This is a genomic window from Mucilaginibacter panaciglaebae (assembly GCF_039539265.1).
GTDB lineage: Bacteria > Bacteroidota > Bacteroidia > Sphingobacteriales > Sphingobacteriaceae > Mucilaginibacter > Mucilaginibacter panaciglaebae.
This window is the reverse complement of the sequence record NZ_BAABCV010000004.1, coordinates 286672-301728: the sequence shown is the minus strand read 5'-3', so window position 1 is coordinate 301728 and position 15057 is coordinate 286672. Positions and strand designations below refer to the sequence as shown.

Here is a 15057-nt window from a genome sequence, read left to right as displayed (position 1 = left end):
TTTCGATCATAGCAACCTCGCGATTGCTTCGTTCCTCGCAATGACAAATTTAGATGGTGACAAATCACTGTCACCACCGTAACCAGAAATAACCCGGATATTTGTATATCCTCAAGCCGGAAAACCTGACCGGCGAAAACCATCTCAATTCTCATATCTCAAATCTCACATCTAAAAATGAGTTACAAGATCTATTTATACGACACCGAAACCGACTGTATTGGGTCGGGCACCTTATCATCAACCTACCTGCATCAGCAGCTTGAAGCGGCGGCCGGCCAGGATGTAGACGTTCACATTAGCTCGGTAGGTGGCAGCGCTTTTGACGCCATAGCCATCTATGACTTACTGAAAAAGTACACCGGCAATGTAACCACGTACGTCGATGCGCTGGCTGCCAGCGCTGCCTCTGTAGTGGCCATGGGCGGCAAAAAAGTTATCATGAGTAAATACGCCCTGCTCATGATCCATAAACCAATGGTGGGCAGCGGCGGCAATGCCGACGAGCTGCTGAAGGACGTGCAGATGCTGAATGTAGTGCAATCGCGCCTGGCGCAGATCTACATGGATAAGACCGGGTTAGACGGTGTTACGGTTAATAGTTTGATTAATGCCGTCACCTGGTTATCTGCCGATCAGGCGCTCGACCTGGGTTTTATTGATGAGATAGAGGATTATGCTGCAGATATCGTCAACAGCGCCATCATTAAAAATTACACCAATACCGCACCTGTATTTTATCAACGCTATATCAATAAAATCTTAAACAAAAACAGTAACATGAACAACGAAAACAGAGACCTTATCGAAAAAACCACGTCGGTGCTGGATAAGATCATGAACTTCTTTAAGAAGGCCGTTAACAAACAAACCATTACGGACAAGGGCACCCTGCATCATGCGGGCGAACTAAGCGAAGGCACCGAAGTTTACCAGGATGAAGACATGACTATCCCCGCCCCTGCTGACACTTACACTACTGCCGAAGGCAAACAAATTGTGGTTAAAAGCGGCTGTGCAGAAACGGTAACACCACCGACCGATGACGAAGAAGATGTTGACCTACCGGAAGATAAGCTGAAAGCAGGCGATAGTCAAAATCGTATCAAGGAAATCAAAGCTAAGCTGCATGCGCAAAATCAACTATTAAGCGAAGCTCGTGAAGCATTAGTTACCGCAAATGAGCGTCTGCAAAAAACTAATGAGCAGGTACGGAATGAAATTAAATCAACCTTCGCTCCCGAAGGATCAAAACGCAGCAACAAAGCTAAAACTGAAACTACGCCTTTCTTTGCTCCTCAAAGCACGCTGGCTCAAAATGCTGTAAAGCGTGCGGTAGCTAAATAGTTGATTAAATGGATAATTGATTGGGGGTTAACTACTCGATGCAATTAACCAAATCAATTACTCACTTAATCAACTCAATCAACCTAAACTAACTTCCCCAAAACAGACAAATAAAAACAAATGGCTCAATTTACATTCACAAACAACACTTATGCCGGCGAAGCGCTGGCAGGATTTATGGCCAGCACGCTGCTTGAAGCCGACTCGGTAAAGCGTGGACTGCTAACGGTCATAAATGACGTAAAGTCGCGCAAGATCATCCTTGATGTTGATGACGATGTGGTATTGCAAGACCCGTCAGGTATGTTCAACGACCAGGGCACCACTGCGCAACAAACCGAAAGCTATCTTGACCCGGTAGTTTACGAATTCATGAAACAGGAGCAATGGGACAAACTAGCCCAAGCCTGGGAGGCTCAAAGCTTGAAACCCGGTGCCTTTATGGATTATGAAGGCGTGGTTGACCTGTCAGACTTTATGGTTCAACGTTACCTTACCAAAATTCAGATCGCTAATGAACGCCTTTACTGGTTGGGAAAATCGGCCACTAAAGAAGCTTCTTTTACCGCTGGCTTTAATGGTTTATTACCCTCTATTGCGGCAGCGAGCGGTGTTTACAAAGTCGGCTTAAGCAAACCCGCCACGTCAATGCCGGCTTCGGCTATCAATGCCAGCGGCGTAGTAACCGTTTCAAGTACCGCAACCTTATCAGACGGCGATGTAGTATCCATTACCGGGGTGACCGGAACGATTAAAGACACTACCAATGGTGGCAGCGGTATCGACGTTCAGGGCCAATCTTACTTTATCCAGGTTACCAGCGCTACTACCTTTAAATTGGTGCGCAATTATAACGAGATCAATACCCGGAAACCGGCAACTTTCTCAGACTCAGCATCGGCAGCAACAGCAAGCTACATCAATGCCAGCAACGTATTAGATGTACTGACCGGCGTATATGCCCAGCTTGACCCGGCTGACAGAAGCCAGGATGACTTTAATTTGCAGATACCATTACATGTTGGCTATGCTTATGCACAAGCACAGGCTAACAAAGCTGTTAATGTACTCAATGCGTTTACCGACAATAAAAAAATGGACTACCTGGGAGTTCCGTTACAATTAATGAATCACTGGCAGGCTAATACCATTCTGGGCGCCCGTTCATCAAATCTGTTCCTCGGAGTTGATTTACTGGGCGATGCCTCAGAATTGTCAACCGTGTATATGAAACCATATACTAACGATGATGTGGTACGCATGAAAGCACGTATGAAAGCAGCGGTTAACTTCAAATTTGCCAACGAGCTATTTTACCTGTCAGCCTAAATTCATTCACCCATTCAATAATTCACTAATTATTTATTATGTCAATTTACAATAAAATAAATGCGGGCTTCAGCCTAAGCACCGGTGCGCCGGTTACATCGGGTATTGAAGATGTGATTTACATTTTCAATGAAGATGATATCACGTTAACTTATGATATTACCAACCCTTTAATTGTAACCGGACTTACTGCCGTTACATCCGCCAAGGTTTACAAATTTGAAGGCACTAACAACAGTTTTAATGCGACGTCAAAACTGGCTAAAACACAAGTTGGCCCACGTTATACCGAAGAGATCGATTTTAACATTGCCGGGTTATCTGTCGATGTTAAAACCCAACTAATGGCCATGGGATATGGTCGTGTTCGCGCTATAGTTATTAATAATTATAAGTCGAGCGATTCGGCAGTCGAGTTATTTGGCGCCATTAATGGTCTGATTTTAACCGATGCCGAACGCAACGCAGCTGACGAGACCGTTGAAGGTGGCTACAAATTGAAACTAACCAATCCGGATAAATTAAAAGAACCTTACCCACCAAGGGCGGTGTCAATTGGGCCTGAATCCGGCACAGCTACGTACGCAAGCACGCTTGCAGCTATCGAGGCGTTGGCCGTCTAAATCTATTCATGGTTGATGGTTCATTGATTTAATGGCTAGTTGACCAATGGGCCACAACCGTGAACCTTACATGAACCATTAACCATGATCTTAATGAATAAAAAGAAATATATACTTAAACCGGGTAAACATCAGTTTGCACCGGGGTCGGCCGCGGTACACGACAATGATAGCCTGACGGATAAGGAAGCAGCCTGGTACATTAAGCGGTATCCACATATAAAATCGTTGTTTGTACAATTGCCGAACCGATCAAGCACCAAACAAAACAAAACCGGGGAGGGCAAATGAAAACCTACTTACCACAAATTGAACGCAGGATACTGGTACGCCCTAATCAAACTTTTGGCATACTTAACTATGACCTGGATAACGCCTATCCGCAGCGTATGCTGGAACTGGTAGCTGGCTCGCCGACTGCAAAAGATTGTTGGAACAAACGCGCCAAATTTATTGCCGGGAACGGATTCGAAGAAAAAGATCTGGGCAAACAGCTCGTCAACTCTAAAGGTCTGACAATTGCCAAGCTGCTAAAAGCCGCTGCTACCGACAAAGCGTTATTTACCGGCTTCGGCATTCACGTAAATTATAATGCCAATTACAAGATATCGTCGGTAAACTATGTAAAGTTTGAAGACATCAGGATGGGTGACACAGACAGCCCGGATACAATCGGAAAATTTGCGCTGTATAACGATTGGGGGCGCAAGACCTGGAAGAATATCATGCGCAGCAAGATTATCTTCCTTGATAAATACAATCCCGATCCGGAAGCCGTTCAACAACAAGTAGATGCCGCAGGCGGATGGGAAAACTACAAGGGTCAGCTTTATTATTTTAATCCTGAAATTGATGATTACCCGCTAATAGAAGCCGATAGTGTTTGGGAAGATTTTGAGACTGAAGCTGGCATCAAGGTTTTCAATAACCGCGAAGTTACCACCGGTTTCCTACCTTCAACAATGTTGTTTATGCAATCGCGCCGCGAGGAAGCAGACAACAGCCGACCAGATGAGGCCGAACAAACTTTTACTAACCAACCATCGCAATTAGAAAAAGACCTGGGCGAATTTCAAGGTGCTAAAAGCGCACAAAAAATTATCGTCATAGAATATGAGGACGAAAGCCAGAAACCAGAGTTTAAGCCCTATACCATTCAAAACAACGACAAGCTTTTTGAAACTACAGAGCGATCTGTAGAAGCGCGTATCATTAAAGGCTTTTCGGTGCCAAAAGAGTTGATTAATACCGAAAAAACCTCGGGGTTGAGCAATGGCAGCGAGAAGAAAGAAGCAATACGTGAGTTTAACGATAACACTGCCGCCGATCGCTCGGAACTTGCTGAAGTTTTTGCTGAGATTTTTGACAGATTTCATGTCGATATAAATTCTTCGGGCAACTGGAATATTGTGCCTGTCCCAACTACTGTTGCGGATGATAATGCCGGCGTACGGGCGGGCGCAAGCATTAATCAATTACTATTGTCTGATCTACCAGCGACCAACAAGATAGCTATACTTACTTATGCCTATGGCTTTAAAAAGCCGGAGGCCGAAGAAATGGTATCGGCTGAAATTTCAAACTAACTCAACATGAATCCAATTTTAATTGATCAAACTACATTTCAGCGATACGAAGATATTTCTGTAAACATTAAACCTGAACGTCTTAAAGTTTTCGTCAACAAAGCACAGGATCTTGATTTAAAACCCTTTTTAGGATATGCTTTGTACTACGACTTTATTAAACACTTTAATGATGACGGAACAATCAAAGACGATGCACCACAGGCCTATAAAGATTTGCTGAACGGCAGCGAATATCTGGACAAACATGGGCACATTGTGCTTTATGAAGGCCTGATCCCTACCCTGCTCTATTTTGCTTTTTCACGATTTATTGAGGCAGACGCTATCAGATATACATCAAGCGGTCCGGTTATTAAAACTCTCGATAATAGCCAATCATCGATGCCTCAATACATTGCCAAACTGGTACAACAACAACGCAGCGTGGCCAACGCTCATGCTAACGAGGTTGAAAAGTTTCTTTGGGATCATCGGGCAGATTTTCCGTTGTGGCGATTTAGCAGCAAGAATAAAAATGCCCGTCAGCCGGGTCCGCGCATCCGGGGTGTTGACAAAACAAACTTTAACTATCCCGGCGGCAGTTATAATCAAACTACTTATTTACCTCTAACAGAACTATAATGTCAGACAAAAAAATAAGCGAACTAACCGAAGCAACAACCATTAATCAAGCCGATGTTTCGGTACTAATAAGTGGGGGCACCGATTATAAATTTGCTTTTTCAACCCTGCTGCAATTTTTAGGCAGCAACCTGACCGTGGGGGCAAATATTTCATTCGGCATTGTGCTACCACAGAATACGTCGGGCAAAAACGGCGACCTGTTTATCAACACAACAACCGGTTCTTTTGCCCAAAAAACATCGAGTATATGGTCAGTAGTTTATACGCTACCTTCTAATAATACACAAACCGATAGCACTGTTTTGTATGGCCTGGGAGTGCCGGGAGCATCAATAGGCAACAATAACGACACATATATTAATACGGGCACCGGTATTTTTTATAAAAAAACAGCCGGAGCCTGGAACCAGGTATTTTCAATGCAAAGCGGCCCGCAAGGTCCTCAAGGCACAGCCGGTATTAATGGCACAAACGGAACAAACGGCTTCAGTGTTTTGAATGGTAATAGCAATCCATCAAACTCGATCAATGGGGTCAACGGAGATTTTTACATAAACACCAGTAACTATACACTGTTCGGCCCGAAAACTGTTGATGATTGGGGTGAAGGTGTCTCTTTGATACCCCCGGGGATCGCAGCTGGCGGTACTGCTGGCCAGGCACTATTTAAAGCAAGCAACGCAGATTACGACAGTGAATGGGGTACAATAGATATTTCATTTGCTGGTCTTTCGGGCGAACCAGGCGACAATAGTGGGCTGAGTGTGGCTTTGGATGGGAAAGTTGATAAACTTACAGGATATGGGCTAAGCCAGGAAAATTACAGTAGCTCGGAAAAAAATAAGTTGGCTAATTTGTCTGAGCACTTTAAAGGCAAATATACTTCTGCATCAGCATTGACAACAGCCAACGCATCGGCTAATCCGGGCGACTATGCTTTTGTTGATACAGGTATCGGTACTAATTCCAAAATGTATATATGGGACACCGACGATAACGCCTGGATATTAAGCTCGGGCGATATAACGCCGGACGCTACTGAAATTACGCCTGGCTTAGTCGAGTTAGCCACTATTGCTGAAGCCTTAGCCCGAACCGACGATCAACGGGCAATGACAGCATTAAAGACAATTGGTCTTATTCTGGATGAAAAGAAAAATGTTTTTTACCAGATAGCGCCCGTTTCCTTAAATGAGGTTTCTATTTTGATGCGCAATCCAGGTAACGTAACTGCTATTACAATTTCTGGCGCAACAAATGCCAAACTCAAAGTCGGAGCAGCAGGAATTTACCCGACCGGCACCCAAACCTTTCCTTTTGCCTATTCTGCTGGTGACAGGGTATTTATAACTTATAACTATTCAGACTTAACTAACGCAAGCTGTAATATAATTCTGACCTGTAAAGACAACTAATATGAGTGCAACTTTTAATTGGGCATATAGGCCCGGAGTAAGTAATATTTATAATATTAATATTGCAAATAGTGCTGACGATGTCAAACCAAATAATGCTGCATATGTAGCACTTTTTGGAAATGATATAACTGGTAACGGAAGTCGTAAATATCCATGGCGAACTATTGACAAGGCACGTTCAGTTATGTTTAATGGTAATGGTTATATTGTTATTGGTTCCGGCACTTATAGAGAGTTTTTAACAGCCAATGTAAATCAAATAAATTTTGTGGCCGACGGTGACGTCACTTTTGACTTTTCCTACCAGCCCAATTGGACAAACCAGAGCAATGGGGTGAATATAGCTTTCTATAATATAAAATTTAAGGGAAGTGGTTCTAATAAAATTGCTGAAGCTCTTTATGTAGATTGTACAACTGATGGAGCGGCACCTGGAATAAATATTGGAGGAATGGTTAATGGCTCAATTAGAAATATATTTAGAAATTCTACATTAAGTATAAATTTTACAGCCAGTATAACTAACGGTCAAAATAATAACACTTTTTATAATTGCAATCAGATCGCAGTTTCCAATATTACTAACGGATTTGTCAGGTCATGCATTTTTCATAGATGCAATATAACAGTCGATAATTTAGCTGCATTAGCAAATTTTCAATATTGTATGTTTTACCAATGTAACTTTAAAGTATCCAATGGTATCGGCACGCCAGGCGCAGTCTATCCATCTGTTCCAGCTGGTTATATTTACTATTCTGACATCGCAGTTCTCAGGACTGCTCTAATTGATGCTCGGCTTCTGCAAGTATAGTTATTAATGCGGCTCCGTTGTTGAATTGTACTATAGGAGATCCTTTATTTAATAACGTAACAATTGGCGACTTTTCTTTGGCGTTTAATAGTCCAGCAAAAAATTTATCGTATTTCGGCACCTATATTGGGGCTCATTCAGTAGGTCAATCTATAAAAGTTAGGGCTCTTGAAGCTTCTGGGGGTTTTGAATTCTCGAGTGCAGTAAATTGTTCGTTTGGCGATGACAGTTTAACTTTGACCAATCCAACACTAGACGCGCAGGTCGATACTAAGCCTATAGTCAATTTGCTTGGACGTGAAATAGCGAATTTGCCATCGTTCGGATTTAATGCTGACCGAAACGGTCAGTATATAGACAGCATCGCCGACCTCTCAACTACTACATACACGGCTGGCGACACCGTGCCAGCAGGTATACCCTTTATTGTAGAAGCCGGGGCCATCACCTATAATGGCTCGGTGTATCAGCCTGGTGAAAGAGGCACTATAGTAGCGGCTGCAACTACATTTACTACAGTCACAAATGGCATTATTAGAGAGATTGTAGAAGCTCCGCAGCGTCATACTATAATGGCAAGGTTTACCGATGGCGGAACTGTTATGAACAATGGCGATACACTCACAACAGGTTATTACTATTACGTAATGTCAGGGACAATAGAATATGACGACATCACTTATAGCGAAGGGGCAATATTTAAAGCAATTGACAATAACACTATTTCAGGTATAGGGAATGCGATGTTAGCCTTTTCAACAGAAGAATTTCAGCACTATGAACCCGGCATTAAACCAACAAGTAACAACGTTGGAAATAGTCGCACAGGTCCAATCGTATGCGGCAACGGCGATCCCACCTATGATCGTGGCGGATTGGGAATAAAAGAGTTTCCAATCAATGCTAAATTTATTCAAATCAGATACATCCTAAGAGTAAATAATTTAAAACCATAATGAATTATGCAATTGTATCCGGCGAGATAGAATCGGACAAGCTTTATTATGTTGTAGACGCATCGGTGATTTACAATTCTGCAACTTACACAATTGGTCAATATTTTAGAGGAATAACTGGTGTTAATACGTTTTCTTACACCGGAGCGGGTATAAATGATGTCAATGAAGTGTTAGAGTTTTTAGGTGCCGGCGTTGAATATGAAGCGAATTCAACTGCCGTATCAATATCCGAGAAATTGACAGAAATTTGGGGCTTTAATATTGAATTCGTACTTACAGAAGCTGAAAAGATTATACCAGAAACAACAAAAATACTTGGATTTGCTGTTGAGTTGATTGATTATCCTTTTTATTCATTTGCGATTACCGAGCTGAGATTATAGCTATTTTGAAGCTTTAAACGCAAAATATCGGTAATCCTTTTTTCGATGTATTTATATACAAATAAGCTTAAAAATAATATAATTAAGATAATCATTATCAAACTCAAGTCTGGCGCATAAGAGATGTAAACTCTAAAATGTGTGTTAATTCGTTGTACTATAAAATAATGAACTAGATAACAGGAATAAGAGGCATCGCCTATTTCTATAAGAAAACCAGGCGTTTTATATTTAAATTCATACTCAGATAAAACTACTCCAAGTACAAATATGGCGCAAGGAATTCCCCAAATTATCACCCGTTTAAGTGCGATTATATTATTTGAAGTTACATTTTCAGCCAAGTAAATGTCTCCACAATTTACAAACACTGTATAAAGGATTGTTAAGATACCGATAAAAAGTAAACAAACCGAAGTCGGCTTTAAAACGCTTATTTTATCTTCCTTTTTACATTTCAGATAAATGGTTGCGGCAATTATGCCAAACGCGAATTCCAATAATAGAGCCGATGTAAAAAGCCGGAATATTGATAGTTCTGAAGTAATAAAACCTCCAACTATTGAAGCTACTGTTAATCCTACAAAAACAATAAGTAATGGCCTTTTAATATTGAGCAATAAGGTAAAATATATCAATATATAAAAAAACAGTTCATAAGAAAGAGTCCAAGCCTGTGGGATAACAGCAAATATTATTTCCTTCCGATCAAAGAAAGGAAATAACAGGATTGATTTAATAAAAACGGGAGTGATAAGGGTTTTGTTTTTTAAGGAGACCAATATGATAAAAAAAGAAACAATCCAGTACATTGGCAAAATTCTGATTGCTCTTTTTAACATAAAAATATGAGGATTAGTGTGTTTTTCTTTAGTTGACAAGTTTACAGTCATTATAAAGCCGCTAATCACAAAGAATAGATCTACACCTATTGCCCCCCACTGCCGCAAATAATAAAAATTATATAATAATCCCGAATTATTGGAAAAGCTATGTATAAATATAACAAAAATTACCGCGAAAGCACGTAACGCCTGTAATGATTTTATTTTATGAGCAGTCATCAAAGTGCTAAATATACATTTAAATACTTTAAAATATCTGCCACTAATTTATAATGTGAGTCCATATAATGTAGTTGCTGTTGACCATTGCGAAATACCGACAATTAGATGATTGATCCTGCTTTCACCATTTCTCACTAATATGTATGTCGGACAACTTTAGTCGTATTATCTATAAGTATCTAAATTATTTATTTCGCTTTTACCTGTTTCCGTCTCCCTATGACATTCACCACCTTAGATCTACCGTCTATCCTATCAATTTTAAGTTCTGTTGGCTTTGGAATGGGCATTACGATAATAGCCTCGCGAAAAAAGACAACCGCCGAAACCTTACTTGCCGAAACGCAAGCCAAGTTTACTGAAGTTGAAATGTACAGCAAAATACTTAACGACCTTAAAAATCAATCAGAAATACAAGGTCAACAGATATTAATGCTGCAGCAAAAAGAAACTGAATATCTGAAGATCATCCGCGCGCAAAATTCCAGAGAGCGCGAATTAACTAAAAGAATTAACCAAATGGGTGTAGAAATCACCCTATTAAAAAACAAATTAATCGTTTATGAACAGGCTGAAAAATTGGATAATAAACAGATATAAAGATCTGTCTAGACTACTACTAAAGCATGGCGAGTATGTTTTAATGCTAGCTGCAATTTTACTTTTCCTGTTATCACCCTACATCTTAAGGTGGTATGACCCTACCGCAGGCACATTTGACATTGGCGTTTTGCAGGTAAACATTACGTCGATCATAAGCCTATGTATTTTTTGTTCAGTATCCTGGCTGATGCTTAAAGTAATATGGCCTGATTTACGCGACTTCTTCGAAAACGAATTTGGAAAAACTTTTAAAACTTTAACCCCATGGCAAAAAATATCTACCTCTTTATTTATCTATTGTTTTGTTGTGCTGGTGTTAGTGATGCTCAATCAGGCCATACCGGCAGTGCAATCCTCCGCAATAAAGTAGCTTTAACTTATACTTCGCAAATTGGCGTCCGGGAATTAACCGGCAATAATGACGGCAAAGCTGTGGAGGCTTACCTCCGTTACTGTAGTTTGTCTAAAGGAGCACCATGGTGTGCCGCATTTGTGTGCTGGGTGTATGGACAAAACAACATCCTGAACCCCAGGAGTGGCTATTGTCCAGACTTATTTAAACATCAATACGTAATATGGACGCGCAATGCGTATGTGAATACGCAACCAACTCAAGGCGACCTTTTCGGGATTTATTTTTTAGAAAAAAACAGAATCGCTCACACAGGTTTTGTAGACAGATGGACAACAACTCAAGTGCAAACTGTTGAGGGAAATACTAATCAAGCCGGCAGCCGGGAAGGTGATGGTGTATACCATAAAATAAGATTAACCAGGCAGATTTATGCCGTAGCAAGATTTATTAAATGAAAAACTTTTTGATAATTATACTTTGTGTGCTGTTCATTTCCTGTTCGAAAAAATCGCACATTTTAACTAAAAGCGAAGCCCGATTGAATCTGGAAAAAACAATCGATAGTATTGGTAAGCAAAATTTATTGTACCAAGATAAATCAATTATTATGACAGAGGCCAAACTGGATACCTCAATTACAGTAATTGGGAAGCCATTATCAGGCAATGTTAATTTAAACGATTCGGCTAAGCATTTCGAAAATGACGACTTAAGCATCGATTTTACGGTGGATAAATCTGGTTTAAACCTGGCTTTTAAAGCATCGCCGAAACCCAGAACAATTATTGTACATTATCATCAAAAAACAACAAGGCAAAATAATATTGTAAAAACCGAAGATTCGCAATTAAGCGTCCAAAAGAAAACGAAATTACAGCAAGATTCTGCTTATACCCATATAGCGGATCACCAAGATCCTAGCCTTGCTACAAATAGTATAAAATCCGCCATTATCTGGGTTATTATATTATTAGCTATTGTGGCAATTGGCTTTTTTGTAATTAAGAGAAACTTATTTAGGTAATAACTGTGCCCGGAACGAGATTCGAACTCGTACATCCTTACGAATGCCACCCCCTCAAGATGGTGCGTCTACCAATTTCGCCACCCGGGCTTACAAAGAGAGCCGATATCAGATTACTAATAGTCCGCTCTTTTAATTAGCCGCTAAGGTAATACTTTTCTATTATCAAAGCGTACGATGAGCTACATCACTAGTCGTCATTACTATTGAATTTTTTTGGCAGTTTTTAATATGCCGGATATAGTTTTTAAATTTAGTGAATTGGTATTTCCGTTTGAAGTGTAAGGAATATATATAGCAATAAATCCCAAGGTCTTATCGATGGTAATACCGATAGCCACATTTTTGTTGTCACTATAAAAATAAACGTCTGACTCCTCTCCGACATAAGCATATCGTTCTTTAAAAAACTTGGCCGCTTCTTCAATAACTGCAGTTGAACCGTCAAACAATATAGCGGCACTACTCATTTTGCTATTATCGCCATACATGTATTCTATATTTCTTATTTTTCCATTTTCACCTGAATACATAAGAACAGTCGACGACTGGCCAACTAACGTTCTGCTCTCCTTAGCCTTGGTCGCAGCTATATCATCATTGAAGTTCCAAAAAGGCTCCTTACAAATCGTACTGTAAGGTAAAACAGTCACCTGGGCCTCAAAGCTATCATTACCCTTAACTGCTTTAATAGTTGCTGTGCCGATTTTTTTGGCGGTAAATTTCCCTGTCGCGTCAATAATACCAACCGCTACATCGCTGGAAATCCAATTATAAGATGATGTCGTGATATTACCGCTGCCAAGTAACGAGAACTGATGACTTTCATCATAATGCAAAGAAACCGACTTTGAATCGAGCGTCACAGAGGTTTGTACTGATGGATCTTTATTGTCTTTTTTGCTGCAAGATGTGAGTAAAATAACAGATAGAAATGCAAGGGTAATTTTTAGAATTGTTTTTTTCATGATTAGTTTAGATCAACAACAAGTTTTAGATTTTATTTACACGGAAAGATAACACAATAAATTCCCCTGCAAAAGGCTATATGAACAATGCAGCGAAATATCTTAATCCTTATACAATTGTTTAATGTACTAATTAATGAAGTAACTTTTATTAATACGCTAAGCGTAACATTTTTGCTAAATAAAAAAGCCTCAAATTGAGGCTTTTTTATTTAGGGGCGTGCCCGAGGAGAGACTCGAACTCTCAAGAGACAATTCTCAACGGCTTCTGAGACCGCAACGTTTACCAATTTCGCCACCCGGGCTTGTAAGAGGGTGCAAATATAGTTTTTCTCTGTATAAAATAAACATTAAAGTGTAAGACGGTTGCAAAAAAATTATCATAAATATACCTTAGTACATTATTCACTATCGGCAAACCATTATGATCAGAAATAAGCTATATCATATTATCAAACTGATTTTTTTGGTACTCCCCTTTAGGTCGTTTGCCCAACATGTCGAATTATTACAGCAAAATAAACCCGTTAGCATTCGTGGGTTGTCTGTTGTTGATGACAAGGTAGGTTGGGTAAGTAGCGCTAAAGGTTATTTTGCGGTTACCACCAATGGCGGTAAGTCATGGTATTGGCAGCAAATAATAGGTTTCGAAAAATCTGATTTCAGAGATATTGAAGCATTCTCTGCCAAAGAAGCTATAATAATGAGTTCGGGCACACCGGCGGTGATTTTAAAAACTGTCGACGGTGGCATTACCTGGAAAGTAAACTATCGTAAAGACGACAGTCTGTACTTTTTGGACGCAATGGATTTTGATAGTCCTAAACATGGCTTGGTGATGGGCGATCCTATTAACAATAAGTTTTTATTAATGGAGACCAAAGACGGTGGTGACAGCTGGAAGCCGATTAATGGCCCTGATGCCCTTAAAGATCAGGCGGCATTTGCCGCAAGCGGAACGTGCTTGACTGTTACCGGCTTACCAACAATCATTACCGGCGGCAGCTCTGCCGAAATAATTATCAAAAACTACTCCGGTTGGGTGCATCGACCATTGCCACTGTTGCATGGGCAAAATCACCAGGGCGTTTTTTCTGTTGTAACTAATAAAAAAAGCCTGATTGCGGTAGGGGGCGATTATAAAAATGATAAAAGACGCGATTCGACCGCATGTTATTCCGTAGACGGTGGATTGAATTGGCATTTAGCCTACAGCTTTCCATCTGGTTATCAATCTTGTGTAGACGTCATTAAAGACAATATCCTCATCTCTACCGGCACCGCCGGCACTAATATAAGCACCGACGGTGGGAAAAAATGGACACAAATTGATGGACAAAGCTTTAATGTTTGCCATAAAGCAAAGCATGGAAAATTGATATTATTGGCTGGCGACGGTGGAAAAATCGGCGTACTAAAAAATTAGCATCCTGTAAATGAAGCGCTTAAAAAAACTTAAAAATAAATTGGTATAAGCCTTGCATGGATAGCCAAATAGCTCTATATTTGCACCACTTTAATCGGAAACGGTTAATGATTCCGTAGCTCAGCTGGTAGAGCATAACACTTTTAATGTTGGGGTCCTGGGTTCGAGTCCCAGCGGGATCACGGATACAACACCCTGTAAATCAAGCATTTACAGGGTGTTTTCGTTTAAAATCAATCACGAATACACGCCCTTCTTATTGCTCAATAAATCCATTTTCACCTTCAAATAGTCACTTTTTTTAACAAAAAAAGCGTGATCCCGGCCATTTTTTACGTTGTTTTAAATCACAATTCAATGAATACTTAAACATGTAAAAATCAAATACTTAATAGAGTATTCTAACCATTTATTTGTGGTCCCCGTGTGATCCCGGTGGGATCATGTCCTTTTAGAAAAAATGAAAAATAAAAAGATGCGTTTTCGGCCCTTTTCTGTTTAAAATAGATTTTTCTACTAGTCAAATCG

The 15057-nt window shown here is 40.2% G+C and carries 16 protein-coding genes and 3 tRNA genes; 15 read left to right on the top strand and 4 right to left on the bottom strand.

Annotated elements, in window-relative coordinates; translation table 11 throughout:
- Positions 1 to 177 precede the first annotated feature (177 nt).
- From ABD772_RS07360 to ABD772_RS07315, 10 genes are all read left to right on the top strand, one after another.
- Complete coding sequence (locus ABD772_RS07360; protein WP_345102326.1) at positions 178 to 1347, top strand: head maturation protease, ClpP-related; 1170 nt, start codon at positions 178 to 180, stop codon at positions 1345 to 1347.
- Between the two features lie 120 nt (positions 1348 to 1467).
- Positions 1468 to 2676, top strand: a complete 1209-nt coding sequence (locus ABD772_RS07355; protein ID WP_345102324.1) for a hypothetical protein — start codon at positions 1468 to 1470, stop codon at positions 2674 to 2676.
- 38 nt (positions 2677 to 2714) lie between these two features.
- Positions 2715 to 3299: a hypothetical protein gene (locus tag ABD772_RS07350; protein ID WP_345102322.1), complete on the top strand. Its 585-nt coding sequence runs from the start codon at positions 2715 to 2717 to the stop codon at positions 3297 to 3299.
- Between the two features lie 93 nt (positions 3300 to 3392).
- Positions 3393 to 3590: a hypothetical protein gene (locus ABD772_RS07345; protein WP_345102320.1), complete on the top strand. Its 198-nt coding sequence runs from the start codon at positions 3393 to 3395 to the stop codon at positions 3588 to 3590.
- Entirely contained in the window at positions 3587 to 4885 is a 1299-nt protein-coding gene (locus ABD772_RS07340) for a hypothetical protein (RefSeq protein ID WP_345102318.1), read from the top strand. The genes ABD772_RS07345 and ABD772_RS07340 overlap by 4 nt, the downstream gene beginning before the upstream one ends.
- 6 nt (positions 4886 to 4891) lie before the next feature.
- A complete protein-coding gene (locus ABD772_RS07335; RefSeq protein ID WP_345102315.1) occupies positions 4892 to 5509 on the top strand; it encodes a DUF6712 family protein in 618 nt (205 codons plus the stop codon).
- On the top strand, positions 5509 to 6927 hold the full coding sequence (locus ABD772_RS07330; protein ID WP_345102313.1) for a hypothetical protein: 1419 nt from the start codon (positions 5509 to 5511) through the stop codon (positions 6925 to 6927). Before ABD772_RS07335 ends, ABD772_RS07330 begins: the two co-directional genes overlap by 1 nt.
- Position 6928: 1 nt before the next feature.
- The gene (locus ABD772_RS07325) at positions 6929 to 7744 is read left to right on the top strand and encodes a hypothetical protein (RefSeq protein WP_345102311.1); all 816 of its coding nucleotides are present in this window, start codon (positions 6929 to 6931) and stop codon (positions 7742 to 7744) included.
- A 236-nt stretch (positions 7745 to 7980) separates the two neighbouring features.
- Positions 7981 to 8700, top strand: a complete 720-nt coding sequence (locus ABD772_RS07320) for a hypothetical protein (RefSeq protein ID WP_345102309.1) — start codon at positions 7981 to 7983, stop codon at positions 8698 to 8700.
- On the top strand, positions 8700 to 9086 hold the full coding sequence (locus ABD772_RS07315) for a hypothetical protein (protein WP_345102307.1): 387 nt from the start codon (positions 8700 to 8702) through the stop codon (positions 9084 to 9086). Before ABD772_RS07320 ends, ABD772_RS07315 begins: the two co-directional genes overlap by 1 nt.
- Here the strand turns inward: ABD772_RS07315 and ABD772_RS07310 are convergent.
- The gene (locus ABD772_RS07310; RefSeq protein ID WP_345102305.1) at positions 9053 to 10150 is read right to left on the bottom strand and encodes an acyltransferase family protein; all 1098 of its coding nucleotides are present in this window, start codon (positions 10148 to 10150) and stop codon (positions 9053 to 9055) included. The two genes, ABD772_RS07315 and ABD772_RS07310, sit on opposite strands and share 34 nt — an antisense overlap.
- Before the next feature lie 222 nt (positions 10151 to 10372).
- Here ABD772_RS07310 and ABD772_RS07305 point away from each other — a divergent pair, with 222 nt between their 5' ends.
- The 3 genes from ABD772_RS07305 to ABD772_RS07295 all read left to right on the top strand — a co-directional run bounded on the left by ABD772_RS07305 (position 10373) and on the right by ABD772_RS07295 (position 12135).
- Positions 10373 to 10753 (top strand): hypothetical protein, encoded by a 381-nt coding sequence (locus ABD772_RS07305; RefSeq protein WP_345102303.1) that lies wholly within the window; start codon positions 10373 to 10375, stop codon positions 10751 to 10753.
- Positions 10754 to 11020: 267 nt separating this feature from the next.
- Complete coding sequence (locus tag ABD772_RS07300; protein ID WP_345102301.1) at positions 11021 to 11566, top strand: C40 family peptidase; 546 nt, start codon at positions 11021 to 11023, stop codon at positions 11564 to 11566.
- A gap of 83 nt (positions 11567 to 11649) precedes the next feature.
- Entirely contained in the window at positions 11650 to 12135 is a 486-nt protein-coding gene (locus ABD772_RS07295; protein WP_345102299.1) for a hypothetical protein, read from the top strand.
- 6 nt (positions 12136 to 12141) lie between these two features.
- Here the strand turns inward: ABD772_RS07295 and ABD772_RS07290 are convergent.
- From ABD772_RS07290 to ABD772_RS07280, 3 genes are all read right to left on the bottom strand, one after another.
- A tRNA-Leu gene (locus ABD772_RS07290) sits at positions 12142 to 12225 on the bottom strand.
- A gap of 113 nt (positions 12226 to 12338) precedes the next feature.
- Positions 12339 to 13103: an Ig-like domain-containing protein gene (locus ABD772_RS07285; RefSeq protein WP_345102297.1), complete on the bottom strand. Its 765-nt coding sequence runs from the start codon at positions 13101 to 13103 to the stop codon at positions 12339 to 12341.
- Positions 13104 to 13324: 221 nt separating this feature from the next.
- A tRNA-Leu gene (locus tag ABD772_RS07280) sits at positions 13325 to 13408 on the bottom strand.
- A 119-nt stretch (positions 13409 to 13527) separates the two neighbouring features.
- Here ABD772_RS07280 and ABD772_RS07275 point away from each other — a divergent pair.
- On the top strand, positions 13528 to 14529 hold the full coding sequence (locus ABD772_RS07275) for a YCF48-related protein (RefSeq protein ID WP_345102295.1): 1002 nt from the start codon (positions 13528 to 13530) through the stop codon (positions 14527 to 14529).
- Between the two features lie 109 nt (positions 14530 to 14638).
- Positions 14639 to 14711: transfer RNA gene (locus ABD772_RS07270), tRNA-Lys, on the top strand.
- Positions 14712 to 15057 lie beyond the last annotated feature (346 nt).

Bases quoted from the DNA above. Each gene is read 5' to 3' on its own strand.
- ABD772_RS07360 (WP_345102326.1), top strand. From the start codon at position 178: ATGAGTTACAAGATCTATTTATACGACACCGAAACCGACTGTATTGGG.
- ABD772_RS07355 (WP_345102324.1), top strand. From the start codon at position 1,468: ATGGCTCAATTTACATTCACAAACAACACTTATGCCGGCGAAGCGCTG.
- ABD772_RS07350 (WP_345102322.1), top strand. From the start codon at position 2,715: ATGTCAATTTACAATAAAATAAATGCGGGCTTCAGCCTAAGCACCGGT.
- ABD772_RS07345 (WP_345102320.1), top strand. From the start codon at position 3,393: ATGAATAAAAAGAAATATATACTTAAACCGGGTAAACATCAGTTTGCA.
- ABD772_RS07340 (WP_345102318.1), top strand. From the start codon at position 3,587: ATGAAAACCTACTTACCACAAATTGAACGCAGGATACTGGTACGCCCT.
- ABD772_RS07335 (WP_345102315.1), top strand. From the start codon at position 4,892: ATGAATCCAATTTTAATTGATCAAACTACATTTCAGCGATACGAAGAT.
- ABD772_RS07330 (WP_345102313.1), top strand. From the start codon at position 5,509: ATGTCAGACAAAAAAATAAGCGAACTAACCGAAGCAACAACCATTAAT.
- ABD772_RS07325 (WP_345102311.1), top strand. From the start codon at position 6,929: ATGAGTGCAACTTTTAATTGGGCATATAGGCCCGGAGTAAGTAATATT.
- ABD772_RS07315 (WP_345102307.1), top strand. From the start codon at position 8,700: ATGAATTATGCAATTGTATCCGGCGAGATAGAATCGGACAAGCTTTAT.
- ABD772_RS07310 (WP_345102305.1), bottom strand. From the start codon at position 10,150: ATGACTGCTCATAAAATAAAATCATTACAGGCGTTACGTGCTTTCGCG.
- ABD772_RS07305 (WP_345102303.1), top strand. From the start codon at position 10,373: ATGACATTCACCACCTTAGATCTACCGTCTATCCTATCAATTTTAAGT.
- ABD772_RS07300 (WP_345102301.1), top strand. From the start codon at position 11,021: ATGGCAAAAAATATCTACCTCTTTATTTATCTATTGTTTTGTTGTGCT.
- ABD772_RS07285 (WP_345102297.1), bottom strand. From the start codon at position 13,103: ATGAAAAAAACAATTCTAAAAATTACCCTTGCATTTCTATCTGTTATT.
- ABD772_RS07275 (WP_345102295.1), top strand. From the start codon at position 13,528: ATGATCAGAAATAAGCTATATCATATTATCAAACTGATTTTTTTGGTA.